The organism is Corynebacterium sp. TAE3-ERU12, assembly GCF_019209905.1.
Classification (GTDB): domain Bacteria; phylum Actinomycetota; class Actinomycetes; order Mycobacteriales; family Mycobacteriaceae; genus Corynebacterium.
Genome location: NZ_JAHUTM010000001.1, coordinates 388,160 through 405,850 on the forward strand (window position 1 = coordinate 388,160; position 17,691 = coordinate 405,850).

The window sequence follows — 17,691 nt, forward strand, 5'->3', positions numbered from 1 at the left end:
ACTTTGTCGCATAATCCGAGAAGCCTAACCCGCGTTATGCATTCTTTACCGCCCGTCGGACTGAACGAAATAGGGAACCACACCACATGAGTAGTAAGAACTTCGATAACGAGGCAGCAGGCGTTGGGGACGATCTTGTCTCCGCCTACGACAATGAGTACAACGACGATTACGTCCCAGAAGCCGAGCTGGCAGAAGAGCCCAAAGATAACGGCAACGGCCTGAATTGGCCCACCGTCGCTGCGGCCGCCGGTATCGCAGTGCTCGTCGCAGCCCTTATCACCACCATCGGTGTGGTGGGCGCTATCCGCGGGGGCGATTCCGGTAAGGACGCCACCATCGCGATGTACGAGCAGATGCTCGCCTCGCAGAATGCTGATAACAGCACCAATAATTCCGGCTCCGCCAACCGCGGCCCCTCCGATCGCGCTGACCGCGACCGTAAGAGCAACCGCAGCTCGGGCCGTAGCTCCAACCAGGGCCGCAGCAATAATGCTGCTAGCGGCACCAACCCGGCCCGTGGTGGTTCCCAGGGTGCTCAGTCTGCTCAGCAGGACCAGCCGGCCCAGCCCGCTGACAACGATGTCGTCGATGAAGGCAACTACGACGACGGTGGCTCCACCGGCGGCCAGGAACTTGCCCCGAACTGGGGCCCGGGCAACCTGGATGCTCACCTGCAGCGCATGATGGCGCAGTCCACCTCTGACCAGGAAATCGCTAATGGCCTGGAAGCCGGTAATGCTGGTGTCCCGGTCATCCGCAGTGTCCAGACCCGACTGAACGCCTTCCGTCTGGTCTACTCCTGGGAACTTGACTACGACAGTGTCTACATCGATGGCGACACCCTCTTCGGTGACCTCATCCTGACCTTGTCCGGTTATGGCTCGAAGAATCTCGACCTGCAGTTCTACGATATTGACGCGACTTGGAAGCTCTCCAATGAGAGCCTTTGTAAGCTAGCCGAGTCAGCCCGCACCGACTGCCCGGTATAAACCGGTTATTCGCCACACATAGGGAAATAACTCATGAGCGAGTTTGCACAGAACGAAGCCACCAACTTCGAAGAGGAAAGCCCTCGCGCTATCCGCCGGCGTGAGCGTGCCCAACGTCGCGCTGAGCGTCGCGCTGCCCGGGGAGATAAAGGCAAGATTGCTTGGCCGGTCGTGCTGATGGCCGGTGGCGCCTCTGCCGTCGTGTCCTCCCTCGTTGTTTCGGTCGGTGTCGTTGCTACCGCCGCCCGCGATGCTGGCCCCGACCCGCAGGCGATGTCGATGCTGGTGCAGCAGGTCTCCGAACGATCCGCTGGCCCCGGGGAAGCCCCGGCCAACCGCAGCGCTGCCCGCAGCAGTGACCGTGGACGGGCCACTTCCGGCAATCGCCGGTCCAACAGCTCGGCGAATAATAAGCGTGGCTCGGTGCGGCAGGCCTCAGCCCGTCCGTCCAACCGCTCGTCAGGTTCGTCGTCCCGCTCCTCTGGTCGCCCCTCGCGGCCGTCGCCGTCGCGGGGCGGTCGCCCGCCGGCCCCACCAGTCAATAATCCCGGTGGTAACGGCCCCGGTGGCGGTATTGCTGGCGGTATCGACAATATCCCGGTGATCGGCGATATCGTCGCCCTCATCAAGGGCCTGATCGACCTGATCCAGAACGGTATTGCCGATGGCGGTAAGCCCGGCGGCGATGCCCCCGGCAATAACGGAGGCGGCAACGGCCCAGGCCCCTTCGGCAGCTCCGGGCGGGAGACCCAGCCGACCCAGGCTGAACTGGCCGCAGTGCTCGAAGACGGCGAAGAGGGCATCCCCGCCTTCACCCGCGTCGTGTCGTGCCTGAACGATCTTGAGGTCCCGATTGAGGACCCGAGCGATAATGCGGCTCCGCTGCCGCTGCCGAATCTGTTCGCCAACCCGGAGGCAGTCAATGGTGCCGATATTCTTCGCATTATCGTCACCGAGATCACTACCGAGGGCAAGCTCAGCAGCCAGACCCTGGCAGAACTCGACGAACGCAGCGAAGCGCTCTGCCGCTAAGCGGTAGTAGTTTTCGCGCCACGAGGCCCGTCACGCCCGGTGTGTCCCAGAAAATCTGGGGCGCACCGGGCGTTGGCGATAGGGAGCGCAGGCGAGCCGGCGGCACACTTATTTGGTGTAGAGCCTGCGATTTTGCTAGCGTAGTCAGGTCCCACACAAGGGGGCGTGGTCAGCCATGTCCGTATTGCTGTGGGAGTCATTTGCACAAACTTTGTTACAGGCCCCCCGCCTGACAGCGTCCCGTACGTAACAGGGTGGCGAGCCGCCACGGCTATTGAACCGTGGTGGCGCTAAGCAGCCCACAAATCGAGCGGATCACGCCTTTGGTGGGTAGGGAACCGTAGCGAGAAAGGAAACGGTCACACACATGACCATGACTGACCCCATCGCCGACATGCTGTCGCGCGTGCGTAACGCTAATAACGCGTTCCACGACAGCGTGTCGATGCCGTCCTCGAAGCTCAAGGCGAATATCGCCGAGATCCTCAAGCAGGAGGGCTACATCGAGGACTACACCGTCGAAGACGCCAAGGTCGGCAAGACCTTGAGCCTCACCCTGAAGTACGGCCCTTCCCGGGAGCGTTCCATCGCTGGCGTGCGCCGCGTCTCCAAGCCGGGTCTGCGCGTGTACGCCAAGTCCACCAACCTGCCGAAGGTCCTTGGCGGCCTGGGCGTGGCCATTATTTCCACGTCCCAGGGCCTGCTGACTGACCGTCAGGCCACCGAGAAGAAGGTGGGCGGGGAAGTCCTCGCCTACGTCTGGTAAGGGGGAGCACACATGTCGCGTATCGGCAATAACCCCATCACGATCCCGAACAACGTCACCGTCAATATCGACGGCCAGGATGTTGCAGTCAAGGGTCCCAAGGGCGAACTGTCCACCTCCATTCCGGCTCCGATTACGGCGTCGGTTGAGGACAACCAGGTTGTTGTCGTCCGCCCGGACGACAACCGCAAGAACCGTTCCCTGCATGGTCTGTCCCGGTCGCTGATCAACAACTGCGTTGTCGGCGTCACCGAGGGCTACAAGATCAAGATGGAAATCTTCGGCGTGGGCTACCGCGTCCAGAAGAAGGGCTCGGACCTTGAGTTCGCTCTGGGTTACTCCCACCCCATCCTGATTAAGGCTCCTGAGGGAATCACCTTCGAGGTTGACGGCACCACCAAGCTGTCCATCGAAGGCATCGACAAGCAGCAGGTTGGGCAGATCGCCGCCAATATTCGTCGTCTGCGGAAGGACGACCCCTACAAGGGCAAGGGCATCCGCTACGAAGGCGAGCAGATCCGCCGCAAGGTCGGAAAGACGGGTAAGTAATGAGCAACAACGAAAACAAGCGACTTCCGGTCGGTCGGGACATCTCCACGCGTCGTCGCGTCGCTCGTGCCCGTCGGCACGCGCGTCTGCGCAAGCGTATCCGTGGCACCGCCGAGGTCCCGCGCCTCGTCGTGCACCGTTCCTCCCGCCACATCTCCGCGCAGATCATCGACGACACCGTCGGTCGTACCCTGGTTGCCGCCTCCACTGTGGAGCCGGCCTTCCGGGATCTCGACGGTGACAAGAAGACCCGCGGCGCCAAGGTCGGCGAAGCTATCGCCACCCGCGCCAAGGAAGCCGGTATCGAGCAGGTCGTCTTCGACCGTGGTGGCTACCAGTACCACGGCCGCGTCGCCGCTCTGGCTGAGGCCGCCCGTGAAGGTGGTCTGAAGTTCTAATGATCCGCACTGAGAACTCCAACGGAAGGAACGCGTAATGTCTGAACGCGAACAGCGCGATGGCGGACGTGGCTCCGCCGGTAACAACAACCGCCGTGGCGGCGGCCGCGATAACCGCCGCCAGCAGGACGAGCGCTCGCAGTACATCGAGCGTGTCGTCACCATCAACCGAGTTTCCAAGGTCGTCAAGGGCGGCCGCCGCTTCAGCTTCACCGCTCTCGTCATCGTTGGCGACGGCGAAGGCATGGTCGGCGTCGGCTACGGCAAGGCCAAGGAAGTTCCCGCCGCTATCCAGAAGGGTGCCGAAGAGGCTCGCAAGAACTTCTTCCGCGTCCCGATGATCGCCGGCACCATCACCCACCCGGTCCAGGGCGAAGCCGCAGCTGGCGTTGTCATGCTGCGTCCGGCCGCCCCCGGTACCGGTGTTATCGCTGGTGGCGCCGTCCGCCCGGTGCTTGAGTGCGCCGGCCTGCAGGACGTGCTGTCGAAGTCCCTCGGCTCCGACAATGCGATCAACGTCGTCCACGCCACCGTGGATGCCCTCAAGCAGCTGGTGCGCCCCGAAGAGGTCGCCGCTCGTCGCGGTAAGACCGTCGAAGAGGTCGCCCCGGCCGGTATGCTGCGCGCACGCGCGGCTGGACAGGGAGCGTGAGAGTAATGGCTCTGAAGATCACCCAGACCCGTGGCACCGCGGGCTGCAAGCAGAAGCAGAAGGACTCGCTGCGCTCCCTCGGCCTGAAGCGTATTCACCAGACTGTCGAGCACCCGGATACTCCGGCAGTGCGCGGCCAGCTCCTGGTTGTGCGCCACATGGTCGAGGTCGAAGAAGTAGCGGGGGAGTAGGTAAATATGAGCGATCCCATCAAGCTGCATAATCTCGCACCGGCCCCGGGCTCTAAGAAGGACAAGACCCGCGTTGGCCGCGGTGAAGCGTCCAAGGGTAAGACCGCCGGTCGCGGTACCAAGGGCACCAAGGCCCGCAAGCAGGTTTCGGCCGCATTCGAAGGCGGCCAGATGCCGCTGCACATGCGCCTGCCGAAGCTCAAGGGCTTCAAGAACCCGGCCAAGGTGACCTTCGCGGTCGTCAACGTCGGCGACCTGGGCAAGCTGTTCCCCGAAGGTGGCGACGTCACCATCGAGGACCTCGTTGCCAAGGGCGCTGTGCGCAAGAACCAGCCGGTGAAGATTCTCGGCAACGGCGAAATCGACGTTGCTGTCAATGTCACCGCCAATAAGTTCTCCGGCTCCGCGAAGTCGAAGATTGAGGCCGCCGGCGGTTCCGCCACCGAGGCCTAAAGTCTCAAACGGTCGCTATTCACGCGGCTGTGCGAAAACCCGCTGTCTCCCGATATGGGAGACAGCGGGTTTTGTGTGTCTTGAGTGCCCGCTAGGACTGCTTACCTTCCTGATAAAGCGAGCAGGACTGCACTGCCATTAGCGCGAAAATAGCCCAGTAGAGGCCGGTGGACTGGTCATGCGTTGGACCCCAGTACAGGGCGCCGAAGAGAGTAACTGCCGCAACGGCAATGGAAAGCCCAAGTGTTACTGAGCGGGGTGTGGCGTTAATCCCTTTATCCATGGTGAGTTCATCCTTTGCGGGCTAGTCGGGAAACCTGCAGGCGGAGACCATGCAGTCGTCGAATGAGAACCGTCGTATAGTGGCTATTCCACCACCACCGGAATCTCCACAATGTTGCCGAAACCTTCGACATGGTCGCCGAACAGCTTTATCACACAAGCATCGGAAGTACAGTCGACGGAGCGCCCACTCGAGCTGACTGTAAGTGTCGACGAAATCGTTCCGTCCTCGGAGATGCCCTCCGGAGCGCCGTCATTACGGAACCACTTCTGCGTCTTGCCGTCCTGGCGCCCCGCACACTCAGCGCAGGGTTTATCCGGGTTCATCTTTGCACGACAAATTCCAAGGTAATAGCCAGAATTTGGGTCAAGTCCGGTGGCCTTCACGCTAATCTCTTCGCCCTCACTGAGGCCCTCAGAGCGCTCTACTGTCAAAGTTATGCCCTCTGGGGTTGTTGCGGTGACCGGTTCCCCGTCCCTGTCGCCGATCGAGCAGGATGCTGTCGGCAGTATCGACATAAACGCCAGTGCTGCTGCGGTGAATCGAAGTCGGTAGCTGAAGTGCATGTTCGGAGAATAACATGAATATTAGGTGAGGCTAACTACAAAGCGTTCGATACGTGGGCTATATGAGCGCTTCGCCTTCGTTGTAACTGTGACTTCACGGTATGCACTACCGAGGCATCGCACCTTATCGGTGCCTTCCAGTACGGCGGATACATAAAATCTGGCAATCATCGAAGCTGGCTCAAAAATCTCGGCGGTTGGTGTTGCTGGTGTGAGTTGAGCAGCTCAAAGTAAGTGTTGTTCTGCTGAGGGCCTAGCTTTGGCTTCCGCGTGGAGGAATGCGGGGGCTGGCCCAGAGGATGAGTTGGTGCGTGTCCGCCCCCAGAAACCAGGCCCGGTGGCGAGTTCTTTCAGGTGGTTCCTGTTTGTAGTGCATGCGGCTCGGTGAGGGAGAGCGTACCGAAGGACTGCTTCTGTCCTTCGTAATTAAGTGTCGTCGTCATTCCAGCTATCGCGGTTGACGAGCCAGAGAATGATTGTTCGATTATTACGTACGGCTACGGTGCGCCTGGTGGTTACCCCCGCCTTCTCTAGGGCTCGATGGACCCGAGGGTTTCGGTGGTCTGGATCGGCGGCGAGAGTATTGCACTGCGGATCGGCGGCGAACAGCTTGTCGATGAGATCCTTAATGAAGGGAGGGAACAATCCGCGGCCAAGGAGATCCAGCTCTGCGACCGCAATATGACAGGCGAGGTCATGCGGTTTAGAGGGATAGAAAGCGCCGATTTCGTCCCGGTGGGATCGGTAGATTTCGAGGTAGCCCACTTCCCGTCCTGCATAGCCTAGGATGCAGGGACTGGAGTAGGTTCCCGCAATCCTGGCCCGGGCGTCCTCCCGCCAGCGTTCCTCCGACCAGGGCTGTTCCCAGGACTCTGCCAGATGTGGTCGTTGCATCCACTCCGATATGAGCTGAGGATCGGTACCCTCCGGGTTGACGCGACGAAGTGTCATACCTCCGACCAAGGGCGGAATCGGGGGTGGAGTATCCAGGATCGAATCCGGAGGCAAATCCGTCCGGAGCCGGGGCAAGGTCTGGAGTATGTGCATCTTATTGATCTCTCGTTCACCCAGGAGACATTATGACCGGTAAGTTTAGGGCAAGCTTGCCTAAATGGCACGGGCGTGTTTTTGGTTTGCGCGATGTGCTCGTATTCGGTTTTTTATTGGTAGGGGTCGTGGTAGTCGTCCTGTTGAGCTTGATGTTCGGTGCGGCTCCAGTGTCGCTGCAGACAGTTTGGCGGGTATTTCTGGATACTGCCCCCGGCGGCGTAGAGCAGGTAATAGTGCTGGAAATGCGCTTGCCCAGGACCATCATCGCGGCTATCACCGGTTCAGCGCTCGCGATGGCCGGAGTGATCCTCCAAGCGTTGATCCGCAATCCGCTCGCTGATCCTGGTCTGCTCGGCGTTAACGCGGGAGCCTCCTGTGCAGTTGCCGCCGCGGCGGCAGTCGGTGTCGCAGATCCTGGGCGCCAGGTGTGGTGGTCGCTCATCGGCGCCTTCCTGGTTTCCGCTTTAGTTGTTTGGCTGGGATCACTGTCCCCGGTGCAGCTTCTGCTGGTAGGAGTAGCTATCACGGCGATACTGACCGGTATCACCACCGCGCTTACGCTCATCGTTCCGCGAGCTTTTGACCTGATGCGCGGATGGGTCGTCGGTGCGTTAGATAGCCGGGGAACGGAGGTCATCGGTGTCACTGGTGTAGCCGTCGCGCTGGGTATGGTCCTGGCATGGATTAGCGCCCGTGGGCTGGCCGCATTGCAGCTTGGCGAGGACTCCGCGGTTTCCCTGGGAGTACGCGTCCGGAGGACCCGCTTTCTCGTTGTGACCTCGGTAGCGCTGCTAGCGGGTGGAGCTACCGCTGCTGCCGGTCCGGTAGCTTTTCTCGGACTGCTCATGGCGCATCTAGCGCGGGCGCTGGTCGGTCCAGATCCCCGCAGGATGATGCCCGTCGCCATTGTGGGTGGACCTATCCTGCTGCTGTTAGCAGATATAATCGGCCGGTTTATTGTGCAGCCCGCAGAAATGCCTGCGGGACTCATGGTTGCCTTCCTGGGGGGACCCCTGCTTGTCATGCTTGTCCTGAGGAAGGGAGTCCGATGACCGCCGCACTGTCAGCCACCACTGACGTCCGGGTTGTGCGCATGGGGAAATACAGCGTGCGCCTGCACTTCCGCGATGTCATCATATTCTGGATCCTTGTTCTACTCACCGGGCTGCTGGCGGCCGTCAGCGCCGCAGTGGGGCCAGCGTCAAGCGGAGCGAAGGAATTTTGGGGGACCGTGCTGGCCGGCGGTTCGCCACCGGACCTCGATACAGTAATGAAGTGGCGCCTGCCGAGAATTGGCGTCGCGGTTGCCGGTGGTGCTCTGTTGGCGCTTGGTGGTGCCTTTTTTCAGGTTCTCACTCGCAATCCGCTCGGAAGCCCAGACATCATCGGGTTCAATACGGGGGCATACACCGGTGCTCTTCTGGCCACGCTGCTGATGCCACCCACTGGTGGTCGGGAGCTCCGTATCGGCGGCATCACGTTATACCTCGGAGACTACGTACCTGCTGCGGGTGCGTTTGCGGGGGGTGTGGTGTGTGCCATTTTGGTACTTGGGCTTTCCCGGGCACGAGTCGGAGGTACGGCAAATCGCCTGGTGGTGATAGGTATCGCAGTTAGTGCTACGCTCACCGCCGCGAATGTATTCATCATTATGAAGACTGACGTGAACTATGCGTCGGCGATGACCTCCTGGAGTTTTGGCGCATTAAATGGGATGCGTACCCCGGATGCAGTGTTCGTCGCCTGCTGTCTCGGTGTAGCCGCGGTCGTTTGCCCCTGGGCTGCTCATGTTGGGGCTGCGCTGCGCTGTAGTGACGACCTAGCCGTAGCCATCGGCAGTTCGGTAACCCGGCATAGGGTCCTCTTCGTCATCCTTGGTGTGGCCGTGACAGCGGTAGTCACTTCCGTGGTGGGCCCAGTGATGTTCATCGCCTTAGCTGCACCCCATATCGCTCGGGGCATCACCGGTTCACCTGGTTTGGCATTGGGCTGTACCGCTGTGGTCGGTGCGCTGCTGCTGCTCGCTGCGGACACGCTCGCGCGTCTCGGTGGGATCGAGCTTCCCGCAGGAGTCGTGACGATGATCCTCGGCGGCGCTTACTTCTTCTGGCTTCTTCTTCGTTTGCAGTGGTCGCGTTAGATGTAGCTTTTCGGAATGTAGAGCTAGGGGCAATTGCTAGCCCAGCGCCTCGATATCGCGGATGGTTGTTGTCGATAAAAGATCGGCGATGAGAACCTTGATGCCCCGATTCGCGAGTAGTCCTCGCAATTCGATCGCCTGCAATGACGTCAGTCCCAAAGCAGGTAGTGGAGTGTCAAGATCAAGTGTTCGCGTAGCCGGGTATCCCAGCACCCGAGCACACAGGGCCGCAGGAGTCTCCTCGACTTCATCCGCAGACTTCGGCGAAGAATCGGCTATCGCGGTGGGTGCTCCGGACCGGAGTTCCTCCGCCGGACTCTCCTGTTCGAGCTGTGAATTTAGCAGGGTGGGGTCGAGGATGTTGGGAGATCCGCTGGCCGCGTAGGCGGCGTCCAGGAGCGCCCAATCCGCGGTCAGTACGGCTGTAATTCCGGTCGGAGCCCGGAGAGCGCACGACAGGGCCTCCTCCGGATCCATCGCCAGGAGGCCAGTTCCCGCGTCAGCTGCGCGTACCGAAGAAAACCCCGTCGAATTGCTAGTACCCGGCCAAATCCCCCACCGGATGATGCGCCAGTTCGGGTGCAATTCAGCAAGGGTCTCTGCCGCGGCCACTGCCGCAGCATAGGATGCGGTGTCCGGGTGTGAGAGTGTCACAGCGATCGACGAGCTGAATATCACTGTGCAATCGGAGGTGGTCGCGATGCGGGTTAGAAGGTGCTCAAGAGCCTTGGCCCGCAGGCGTGTCGACTGCTCGATAGTCTCTCCGCGCGTATCCCCAGGATAAGTCGCCGCAGTGTGAATAACCGCCGATACAGGAGTATCCGGCATCTCCGTGGGGAGTTGCGAGTCTGACATCAGATCCATATAGACCCGCTGCAAAGGGATTTCGGCACTTCGAGCCATCGCTGCCAACTCGGGAGAGAAGGCACTGGGGTCGCGGGAGACCACGGTGATTCGCTCCGCTCCAAGTGAGATGAGAGATGCCACTACGTGGCCTGCAACTTGCCCCCTTCCCCCTGTGACCAGGACGTGACGCAGTGCTTCCGCAGGTACAGACGGAGACTCGACATCCAGGAGCGTCAATCGGGGAACGAACGTCGCGTCTTTCCCAATGCTGATTTGTGCACTATCGCGTGCTTGCACTGCGGCGGCCGCAGCTCGGGCTACGGTGGACGTTGGCTCTGGGTCGGGTATATCGATGTGCCGGAACCGGTAGCCGCTGGAGGCAGCGAAGCTCGCGGCGATGGGTACACATGCGGCGTGCCCAGGGATGCGGGGGCCTGCGCTAGCGGACGTGGCACCCGTGGTGAGGAGCGTCAGCTGTGAACCTGGTGAAACTTTCGGCAGCATTTCGAGGGTGCTGGTGAGCAAATCAATCGCATCTGCAGTTTCTCGCGCCTCAGGGGGAACAGAGCACAGTATGGTTACTGGGGTGTTTCCATCCGCGGTGGTGATGATCTCGAGTCCCTGTTCGTGGCAGGCCTGGATAAGGCTGGAGGCCCATCGTGTGGAGGGGTCCACGATCACTGGCCGGGGCGGACTCTGTGGGAGCGCTGGAAGTGGCAACCACGTATGCTGCAGGATTTTCGGTGCTGTATTGGATTCGTTTTCGTGCGAGGGCGTCGCATCTGGTGCTTGTAGTGACCCTGTCCACCACAGGTGATCCTCATTGAAACTGGGCGCAGGGAAGTCCCGGGTGTTGGCGGGGGAAAGAGCCGGGGATTGCGGACAGGGGCACAGTCCTTCCGCAATTGCGACTCGATAGGCTGCACTCCAGTCAGTGGTGCTCGCCGGTTCACTGCGAGGAGAAGTCACGATGACCTCCGCGTCGATATGTTCCCTGGCGGAATTGAGTGTGGCTGTAATGGCCCGATCAAGGGTTCGCATCGCCGACATCTCAATGAACGTCGCCGCGCCGATACCAGTGATCGCGTCATCAAAGCGGACTGGATTACGTAGGTTGGCGTACCAGTGAGTGGTCTGATCAGCCCCAGCGTGGATCGGCGCGCCACACAACGCACTGCTCAGGCAATCGAGCTCCCCAGAGGCAAAGGTGGAATGGGCCAGACCATTGTGCAGTACCCCGGTAAAACGTTCTCGCACTGCATCGACCGCGGACGTGTGTGCCGCATACCCCACCGGTAGATAGCGGGCGAATCCGCCGTCCCGGACTACCTTGTCCACGATGGACCCCACCGCTTTGGCCGTACCGGCGATCGCTTTCAGCGTCGGGGCGTTGTGTACAGCGATATCGACGTCACCAGCCCACGGAGCGATAAGGGTTCGGCAACTCCGGTCGTCCACCCCTAGCACGGCCATGCCATACGGGCCGCCAGGCAGATCGCTGACCATGCGGGCGCGAGTAGCCACGACCATTCGAGCATCCTTCGCAGTGATTAACTTCGCGAAGGCCGCGGCGGCGATCTCACCCTGGGAGTGACCAAGTGTCGCATCCGGCTGTAATCCATGGTCGCGCCACAATTCTGCGATAGCGAGCATCTGTGTGAACAGGGCTGGTTGGATTATTGTCTCGTCAACGGTGTCGGAGAAAGAGGGATCGAGGAGATAACCGGCGATGTCGATCCCATGTTCGGCGCGGAAGCACTCCGCCTGCTCATCGGCGACCATTCGCACCTGGTTAAATCCGTCGTACAGGGGACGCAGTAGACCGGGGCGCTGTTGTCCCTGGCCAGGAAAGACCGCGATGACCCGGCCCCTATCTCTGGCAGCGGAGGCCGTGCTTAATGCGGGATGGTCCTTCCCCAACGCCAGCGCGTGCAGTGCGTCGAGCACTTCCCTTGGAGTGTCGGCGGTGATTGCAGCCCGTGTAGGGCCGGGTGGCCAGGTGGCCTGGATCTGGGCGGCAATGTCGGCAGGGGACCAACCGGGATTGCGCGATAGGTGAACCAGCAACCGGCGGGCATCCCTGCGCAGTAGCTCAGGGTTGCGGGCAGGCAGGACTACGACAGCGGTCATGATGATTCCTCCATAGGAAAGCCGAATACCGCATGTGTGACGGTTCCGTTGATGCCCAGTGCAGTCACCCCAGCGTGGCACCATCCGGAATACTTCGGCCAGGGGCAGCCGGTAGCTAGTCGTAGTCCTGGACCCGGGGTCAAGGCTGGGGAGTCACTTTCGAGGTGACTCGGGATCCATCCGTGTTCGGCGGCTGCCATTAGGCCGCATAACCCGAGCCCGGAAGCTGCAGCCTGCGCGTGTCCTAGATGCCCCTTCGATGAGTGCACGATGACTTCGGTACCGGCCGCTACGGCGGCCTCTCCGTAGGTGGCTGCCAACGCGCCGAGTTCGATGGGGTCCCCTGTAGGGGTCCCGGTACCGTGGGCCTCGACTACACCGATTTCCGATATGGGCACGTCCATTGCCGCGAAACAGGCTTGGATCGCCTCCTCTTGTGCAGCGCCGCTGGGAACCTGCATCGAGGAACGGGCACCGCCATGGGTGGTGGCACTGGCCCGGAGCACGGCGAGTGGTGTGCGCCCGGCTTGCCGAGCGGAATCCGCAGTCTCCACTAGAGCGATGACGCATCCTTCTGCCCATGCGGTGCCTGGATGATCGGGATGGAATGGACGGCAGTGCCCGTCTGCGGCGAGCGCACCCAACCGGGAAAACTCCAGGAACATTCCCGGTGAGCAAAGTACGCTTACGCCGCCCGCGAACATCGCTGGGGCCGTGCCGCCGCGTACCAGCGTTGCGGCCTGGTCTAGTGCGGTAAGGAATCCTGCGCAGCCGACGTCGATGGTCATCGACGGGCCTCTCAGGTCGAGAACGTGGCTCACTCGGCCTGCGACGGCGCTCAGCGAACCACCGACCAGGAGGTCACCATGCAGGTCGGTTGGGCGGCCGAATGGCGGACCGTAGTCGTCACGCAGGGTCGCGATGACGGTACCTGCCTCGTGGAGGTCATGGTTGCCCCATTGCAGACCTGCCGAATGTGCGGTACGAACCGCACACCGGGCCGCGACTCGCTGATGTGGATCGATGAGCATCGCCTCGCGTGGGGAAACCCCGAAGGCTGGTCCATCCCAGGTGGCAGCAGCCGGCATCAATCCACACGAGTCGGGGATAGCCTGCCACCCGGGACGCTCGCCGATGGTAAGTAATTCATCGATATCCCAGCCCCGATCCCGGGGCATTGGTACCAGCACGTCCGTCGGGCCGGTGAGGCAGTCCCAGAGAGCAGGTACCGATGTCGCCCCGCCAGGGGCTTCGAGAGCTATACCGCTAATAACTATCTCGGCCCCGTACGTCATGTCAGCTCCGTCTCGGTTGTCTTGTGAATGTCCTCGATCTGCTTCGCGACTTCCGCAAGCCGTGTGGACAGGTAGAAATGACCTCCCCGGAACGCTAGGACTGTGCAGGACGAGGAGGTGTGCGTGCCCCAACCCCAGAGTGTTGCCAATGGCGCTACGGGATCCGCGTCACCGCCGAAAACTGTGATAGGGCAGGACACCTGGGCGGTGTCGGGGCAAGAATATGAGTCGATCATCGTGTAGTCAGCGCGCAATGCCTCAACCGCCAGCGCAACCAATTCCGGATCCGCCAGAATCGCGTCATCTGTGCCAGCTAGTCCTACTATCCGGTCTACGATGCCTTCATCAGTCTTTGGATGGTCTGGTTGTCCAGCCACCGTGTGTGCTGGTACAGCGGCGGAGATGGTGAGGGAGCGCACCGGGACCCCCAGTTGCTCCAAACTGCGCGTTACTTCAAAGGCAACCAGTGCACCCATACTGTGACCGAAAACGTCTACTGGGCGGGTATCTGACACCGCCTCTTTCGCCATTTCCGCTGCCGTGGTCTCAGCGATATCGCGGATATTGGATGCGGGGGCCTCCCCGGCGCGATCCTGCCGTCCCGGATATTGGATTGACCATGGGGTCGACCATGATGCGCAGGCTTCGCCGAGGGCACGCTGGCTCGCTGCCCCGGCACCAGCATGTGGGCAAAGAAGAAGATGTGGTGCCTCTGCTAGAGAGGCTGCGGAGAGTTGTCTCAACCAGGTTCGTCGGCAGTCGGGCATGGGTCCCTTTTCGTCATCCGCACAATCGTTTAGGGTAGCGTAAGCAAAGCTACCATGTGGCGATGAAGCTGGACGGGGAGGAAAGTGCATGCTGGACAATAGTTCGGATCAAGCCGGCGACGCCGTGAATACGACATCTGCAGCTAGGCTGGCCGAGTTGATCCGTCCGGTATCGGGCTCTCTCCGCGCCGCAGCCGCGCTCCAGGTCGTCGCGTCGGTGGCGGCCATCGCGCCCTTGGCTTTGATTGGGATGATAGGAAGCGATCTTCTCGAAGAGCGTCCACCGGGAGGCGGCTTGGTTGCGGCTGTGGCCGGGGCCCTGATCCTTCGAGTGCTTGCAGAGGCCGCGGCCTTGGCGATATCCCATGATGCAGATGTCAGACTGCAGCATCACCTCAGGTGGCGTATTGTCGATGTGCTCTCTCGGGTTCCACTGCGCTGGTTCAGTGCGACCCCGTCCGGTACCGTTCGCCGGGCGGTGAACGATGATGTCGCTGAACTACATTTTTTGGTTGCACACGCAAAAGTGGAGCAGGTAGCCGGGGTAGTTACTCCTATAGCTGGATTGGTTTGGTGCGCCCTCCTTGACTGGCGGTTGGCTATCGTTGCGGCCCTGCCGTTAGTCGCCTACGGCCTTCTGTCCTGGATTGCTATGCGCAGCGCCGGTTCAGTCATGGAGGAAATCGCCGCCGCGCTTGGTCGGATGAGCGCGGCCATCACGGAATTCGTCCACGGCATCGCCGTGGTAAAAGTGTTTGGCACTCGGAGGACAGCCCACGATAGGTTCATCCGGGCTGCTGAAGATTATCAGGACACCTACGGAGCCTGGGCACGAACCTTGACCCGGGGTTCCGCGCTGGCTGGGGTCCTGCTATCAGCGCCGGTTATCCTTCTGCTCACCCTGGGGTTCGGGTTCTGGTTCATTGGGGCCGGCTGGTGTCACCCGGTTGAAGTAATCGCGGCTGCGCTGATCGCTATGGTGATTCCCTCAACCGTCGTATCCCTTGGTTTTAGCGCGCAATTCCGGCGTCAGGCGGAGGCTGCTGCCGAGCGGATCACGGACATCCTGGACATCCCTGGGCTGCCCGCAGCGGCCGAGGAGGTTGAGCTCACCGGTACCGATGTCGAGCTTGCCGACGTCGATTACGCCTACAGCAACGGTGATTTGGCTGTAAAGGGGATTTCGCTCGACTTCCCAGCTGGCACCACTACCGCACTGGTGGGGGCCTCCGGTGCCGGGAAGTCCACGTTGGCCGGCCTAGTTGCACGGTTTGACGATCCAACGCGTGGTCAGGTTCGGATCGGCGGAGTCGATGTCCGGGAGATCCCACCGCGTCAGCTATACGACACTGTCTCGTTCGTGCTGCAGGACACCGGTCTGGTGGGCATATCCATTGCGGACAACATCAGGCTCGGCCGCCCTAGGGCCAGTGATGACGAGGTCGTGGAAGCAGCCCGTCGCGCCCAGGTCGCAGAAGATATCTTCGCGCTTCCTGAGGGCTTCGACACGCTTGTCACCAGCGATCACGGGCTCTCCGGAGGACAACAACAGCGGATTGCGGTTGCGCGGGCGATCCTGCGCGACGCGCCGATCGTCGTCCTGGATGAGGCTACCTCGTTCGCTGACCCTGATTCAGAGGCCCGGGTACAGGCCGCCCTGGATGAGCTCACCGAAGAAGCCACGGTGATCCTCATAGCGCACCGTTTACGTACCGTAGTCGACTGTGATCGAATCGTCGTCCTCGATGGTGGCGAAGTCGCTGAGGTGGGCACCCATGATGAACTCCTCGAGATGAGGGGTATTTACGCGGACCTATGGCAAAGATCGACCATCGGCAGGGAAGAGGGAATTCGATGATTCGGGAATTGTTTGGGATCGTCGAGAGTCGACGGCGCGTGCGGCTTGCGTTTTATCTATTCGCCGCAGTGGTCTACGGGGTACTGGCCGGGGCAGCTATGGGACTGTTGCTCCCCCTGACTCGATCGTTTGCCGCCGATGACGGTACCGCCGGAGGGTGGCTTGCGGCGTTGTCTGGAGTGGTCGCAGGGGCGGCTGTACTCCATTATGTGCAGACGCTTGCAATGAACGCGGCCTCGTTAGAGATCGTGGCGGGCATGCATCGGCGAGCGGCCGATGCTTTGGTAGACGTCCCCCTCGAGTGGTGTACGAGGGAGCGGGCGGCCTCGGTGGCAGACACCATGATCTCAGGGACCACCGTGGTCGGCATGTCCGTAGCTCATTTGTTGTCTCCTGTGCTGTCGACTTTCGCGGCGACAGCAACGGTGGCGATTGTTGTTGCCTTCGCTGATGCCGGTCTGGCGGTCGCCCTGGTGATCGGTGCGCTAGTGGTCTGGGGTGCCGCTCGGTGGTCGACGGCGGTGATCGACTCCGGCGAGCAGGCTACCCATACCCGACAGCTCGCGGTGCAGGAGGCTGTGCTTGATTTCGCCCGGCATCAACCGGTGCTGCGCTCGGCCGGGGTCGACGCTCGGGCCTTCACTCCGGTCGCGGAGTCCCTCGATGAGGAGCTACGGGTTAGTAGGGGCGAGGGTGGCCGGGCGACGGTTGCTGCCGTCCTCAGCGGGGTGCTCGTGCAGACGACACTGTCGGCAGTCATTGTGCTCGCAATCCATGGATTTTCGGGAAACCGCATTGATGGTCCGACGGCTTTCGCAGTCATTGCACTGGCTGCGAGGTTCACTGGGCCCATCACCGAGCTCGTTGGGCTCTCCAGCGCGCTACGGGTCTCTGCGAGCAAACTTCGCGGGGTGCGGGAAATTCTCGATGCTCCCTCCCTGCCCGACCCCGTAGAATCCGCCGTGCCTGAGCAGGAGGGCACGGTCGAATTCCGCGATGTGACCTTCGGATACCACTCGGGACTGCCTGTTCTGGAGGGAGTCGACTTTCGCATCGCACCCGGTGAAGTTGTCGGCATCGTCGGGCCTTCCGGATGCGGGAAGACCACAGCGCTGAAGCTGATCGCAAGGTTCGTTGACGTCGAGAGCGGTTCGGTGCGGGTCGCTGGTCATGATGTCCGCCACTACAATGCGGATACTCTGATGGCGCAGTTGTCGGTCGTGTTCCAGGACGTGTACTTGTTTGAGGGGACACTGCGGGACAATATTGCTGTCGGACGTCCTGATGCATCTGAGACGGAGATTCTGGCTGCGGCGCATGCCGCTGGAGTGGACGAAATCGCTGGGCGGCTCGACGGGGGCTTTGACGCCCCCGTGGGTGAAGGGGGAGGGATGCTCTCCGGTGGTGAACGCCAGCGTATCTCTATTGCGCGTGCATTACTTAAAGATGCGCCTATCGTGCTGCTCGACGAGGCGACGGCCTCCCTCGACGCATTCAATGAGCAGTTCATTCTCGATGGCATCGCCGAGCTGGCGCGCTCCCGCACGGTGATCATGATCGCTCACCGGGCCTCGGCTCTGCGGCACTGTGACCGGTTCATTGTTTTCGACGGTGAAGGCGGTATCGACGCCGTAGGCGATGACGAGACCCTGAGGGAGGGCAGTGCCGTTTACCGGCGGTTCCTGGAGTCCACAGAGTCTGCGGCTGGCTGGAGCATCTAAGG

General features: G+C 61.4%; 18 protein-coding genes. 12 read left to right on the top strand and 6 right to left on the bottom strand.

What is annotated here, in order from left to right:
* Positions 1–86 precede the first annotated feature (86 nt).
* The 8 genes from KRX51_RS01770 to rplO all read left to right on the top strand — a co-directional run bounded on the left by KRX51_RS01770 (position 87) and on the right by rplO (position 5,033).
* Entirely contained in the window at positions 87–992 is a 906-nt protein-coding gene (locus tag KRX51_RS01770) for a hypothetical protein (RefSeq protein WP_218361235.1), read from the top strand.
* Positions 993–1,025: 33 nt separating this feature from the next.
* Positions 1,026–2,024 carry a hypothetical protein gene (locus KRX51_RS01775; RefSeq protein WP_218361236.1) on the top strand — a complete coding sequence of 333 codons (999 nt, stop codon included), beginning with the start codon at positions 1,026–1,028 and terminating at the stop codon, positions 2,022–2,024.
* A gap of 367 nt (positions 2,025–2,391) precedes the next feature.
* Entirely contained in the window at positions 2,392–2,790 is a 399-nt protein-coding gene (gene rpsH / locus KRX51_RS01780; protein ID WP_218361237.1) for a 30S ribosomal protein S8, read from the top strand.
* Between the two features lie 12 nt (positions 2,791–2,802).
* Entirely contained in the window at positions 2,803–3,339 is a 537-nt protein-coding gene (gene rplF, locus KRX51_RS01785; RefSeq protein WP_218361238.1) for a 50S ribosomal protein L6, read from the top strand.
* Positions 3,339–3,737, top strand: a complete 399-nt coding sequence (rplR, locus tag KRX51_RS01790) for a 50S ribosomal protein L18 (protein ID WP_218361239.1) — start codon at positions 3,339–3,341, stop codon at positions 3,735–3,737. Before rplF ends, rplR begins: the two co-directional genes overlap by 1 nt.
* A 37-nt stretch (positions 3,738–3,774) precedes the next feature.
* Positions 3,775–4,389 (top strand): 30S ribosomal protein S5, encoded by a 615-nt coding sequence (gene rpsE, locus KRX51_RS01795; RefSeq protein WP_218361240.1) that lies wholly within the window; start codon positions 3,775–3,777, stop codon positions 4,387–4,389.
* A 5-nt stretch (positions 4,390–4,394) separates the two neighbouring features.
* Positions 4,395–4,580, top strand: a complete 186-nt coding sequence (gene rpmD, locus KRX51_RS01800) for a 50S ribosomal protein L30 (protein ID WP_218361241.1) — start codon at positions 4,395–4,397, stop codon at positions 4,578–4,580.
* A 6-nt stretch (positions 4,581–4,586) separates the two neighbouring features.
* The gene (gene rplO / locus KRX51_RS01805) at positions 4,587–5,033 is read left to right on the top strand and encodes a 50S ribosomal protein L15 (RefSeq protein WP_218361242.1); all 447 of its coding nucleotides are present in this window, start codon (positions 4,587–4,589) and stop codon (positions 5,031–5,033) included.
* A gap of 91 nt (positions 5,034–5,124) precedes the next feature.
* Here rplO and KRX51_RS01810 read toward each other — a convergent pair whose 3' ends face one another.
* The 3 genes from KRX51_RS01810 to KRX51_RS01820 all read right to left on the bottom strand — a co-directional run bounded on the left by KRX51_RS01810 (position 5,125) and on the right by KRX51_RS01820 (position 6,833).
* A complete protein-coding gene (locus tag KRX51_RS01810) occupies positions 5,125–5,316 on the bottom strand; it encodes a hypothetical protein (RefSeq protein ID WP_218361243.1) in 192 nt (63 codons plus the stop codon).
* Between the two features lie 83 nt (positions 5,317–5,399).
* Positions 5,400–5,750, bottom strand: a complete 351-nt coding sequence (locus KRX51_RS01815; protein WP_218361244.1) for a neocarzinostatin apoprotein domain-containing protein — start codon at positions 5,748–5,750, stop codon at positions 5,400–5,402.
* A 558-nt stretch (positions 5,751–6,308) separates the two neighbouring features.
* Positions 6,309–6,833, bottom strand: a complete 525-nt coding sequence (locus KRX51_RS01820; RefSeq protein WP_218361245.1) for a GNAT family N-acetyltransferase — start codon at positions 6,831–6,833, stop codon at positions 6,309–6,311.
* Between the two features lie 128 nt (positions 6,834–6,961).
* On the opposite strand from KRX51_RS01820, the gene KRX51_RS01825 reads away from it, so the two are divergent.
* Positions 6,962–7,984, top strand: a complete 1,023-nt coding sequence (locus tag KRX51_RS01825; protein ID WP_218361246.1) for an iron ABC transporter permease — start codon at positions 6,962–6,964, stop codon at positions 7,982–7,984.
* Positions 7,981–9,072 (top strand): iron chelate uptake ABC transporter family permease subunit, encoded by a 1,092-nt coding sequence (locus tag KRX51_RS01830; RefSeq protein ID WP_218361247.1) that lies wholly within the window; start codon positions 7,981–7,983, stop codon positions 9,070–9,072. The genes KRX51_RS01825 and KRX51_RS01830 overlap by 4 nt, the downstream gene beginning before the upstream one ends.
* A gap of 36 nt (positions 9,073–9,108) precedes the next feature.
* On the opposite strand, the gene KRX51_RS01835 is transcribed toward KRX51_RS01830, so the two are convergent.
* From KRX51_RS01835 to KRX51_RS10295, 3 genes are read right to left on the bottom strand one after another with little or no spacing between them, the layout of a single operon-like run.
* Complete coding sequence (locus KRX51_RS01835; protein ID WP_218361248.1) at positions 9,109–12,048, bottom strand: acyltransferase domain-containing protein; 2,940 nt, start codon at positions 12,046–12,048, stop codon at positions 9,109–9,111.
* The gene (locus KRX51_RS01840) at positions 12,045–13,343 is read right to left on the bottom strand and encodes a polyketide synthase (protein WP_218361249.1); all 1,299 of its coding nucleotides are present in this window, start codon (positions 13,341–13,343) and stop codon (positions 12,045–12,047) included. Before KRX51_RS01840 ends, KRX51_RS01835 begins: the two co-directional genes overlap by 4 nt.
* Complete coding sequence (locus KRX51_RS10295; RefSeq protein WP_370624975.1) at positions 13,340–14,200, bottom strand: thioesterase II family protein; 861 nt, start codon at positions 14,198–14,200, stop codon at positions 13,340–13,342. Before KRX51_RS10295 ends, KRX51_RS01840 begins: the two co-directional genes overlap by 4 nt.
* On the opposite strand from KRX51_RS10295, the gene KRX51_RS01850 reads away from it, so the two are divergent.
* Both KRX51_RS01850 and KRX51_RS01855 read left to right on the top strand, forming a co-directional pair.
* On the top strand, positions 14,199–15,968 hold the full coding sequence (locus KRX51_RS01850) for an ABC transporter ATP-binding protein (protein WP_218361251.1): 1,770 nt from the start codon (positions 14,199–14,201) through the stop codon (positions 15,966–15,968). The genes KRX51_RS10295 and KRX51_RS01850 overlap by 2 nt on opposite strands.
* The gene (locus KRX51_RS01855) at positions 15,965–17,689 is read left to right on the top strand and encodes an ABC transporter ATP-binding protein (RefSeq protein WP_218361252.1); all 1,725 of its coding nucleotides are present in this window, start codon (positions 15,965–15,967) and stop codon (positions 17,687–17,689) included. The genes KRX51_RS01850 and KRX51_RS01855 overlap by 4 nt, the downstream gene beginning before the upstream one ends.
* The last annotated feature ends 2 nt before the right edge of the window (positions 17,690–17,691 follow it).

Bases quoted from the DNA above. Each gene is read 5' to 3' on its own strand.
- KRX51_RS01770 (WP_218361235.1), top strand. From the start codon at position 87: ATGAGTAGTAAGAACTTCGATAACGAGGCAGCAGGCGTTGGGGACGAT.
- KRX51_RS01775 (WP_218361236.1), top strand. From the start codon at position 1,026: ATGAGCGAGTTTGCACAGAACGAAGCCACCAACTTCGAAGAGGAAAGC.
- rpsH (WP_218361237.1), top strand. From the start codon at position 2,392: ATGACCATGACTGACCCCATCGCCGACATGCTGTCGCGCGTGCGTAAC.
- rplF (WP_218361238.1), top strand. From the start codon at position 2,803: ATGTCGCGTATCGGCAATAACCCCATCACGATCCCGAACAACGTCACC.
- rplR (WP_218361239.1), top strand. From the start codon at position 3,339: ATGAGCAACAACGAAAACAAGCGACTTCCGGTCGGTCGGGACATCTCC.
- rpsE (WP_218361240.1), top strand. From the start codon at position 3,775: ATGTCTGAACGCGAACAGCGCGATGGCGGACGTGGCTCCGCCGGTAAC.
- rpmD (WP_218361241.1), top strand. From the start codon at position 4,395: ATGGCTCTGAAGATCACCCAGACCCGTGGCACCGCGGGCTGCAAGCAG.
- rplO (WP_218361242.1), top strand. From the start codon at position 4,587: ATGAGCGATCCCATCAAGCTGCATAATCTCGCACCGGCCCCGGGCTCT.
- KRX51_RS01810 (WP_218361243.1), bottom strand. From the start codon at position 5,316: ATGGATAAAGGGATTAACGCCACACCCCGCTCAGTAACACTTGGGCTT.
- KRX51_RS01820 (WP_218361245.1), bottom strand. From the start codon at position 6,833: ATGACACTTCGTCGCGTCAACCCGGAGGGTACCGATCCTCAGCTCATA.
- KRX51_RS01825 (WP_218361246.1), top strand. From the start codon at position 6,962: ATGACCGGTAAGTTTAGGGCAAGCTTGCCTAAATGGCACGGGCGTGTT.
- KRX51_RS01830 (WP_218361247.1), top strand. From the start codon at position 7,981: ATGACCGCCGCACTGTCAGCCACCACTGACGTCCGGGTTGTGCGCATG.
- KRX51_RS01835 (WP_218361248.1), bottom strand. From the start codon at position 12,048: ATGACCGCTGTCGTAGTCCTGCCTGCCCGCAACCCTGAGCTACTGCGC.
- KRX51_RS01840 (WP_218361249.1), bottom strand. From the start codon at position 13,343: ATGACGTACGGGGCCGAGATAGTTATTAGCGGTATAGCTCTCGAAGCC.
- KRX51_RS01850 (WP_218361251.1), top strand. From the start codon at position 14,199: ATGCTGGACAATAGTTCGGATCAAGCCGGCGACGCCGTGAATACGACA.
- KRX51_RS10295 (WP_370624975.1), bottom strand. From the start codon at position 14,200: ATGCACTTTCCTCCCCGTCCAGCTTCATCGCCACATGGTAGCTTTGCT.
- KRX51_RS01855 (WP_218361252.1), top strand. From the start codon at position 15,965: ATGATTCGGGAATTGTTTGGGATCGTCGAGAGTCGACGGCGCGTGCGG.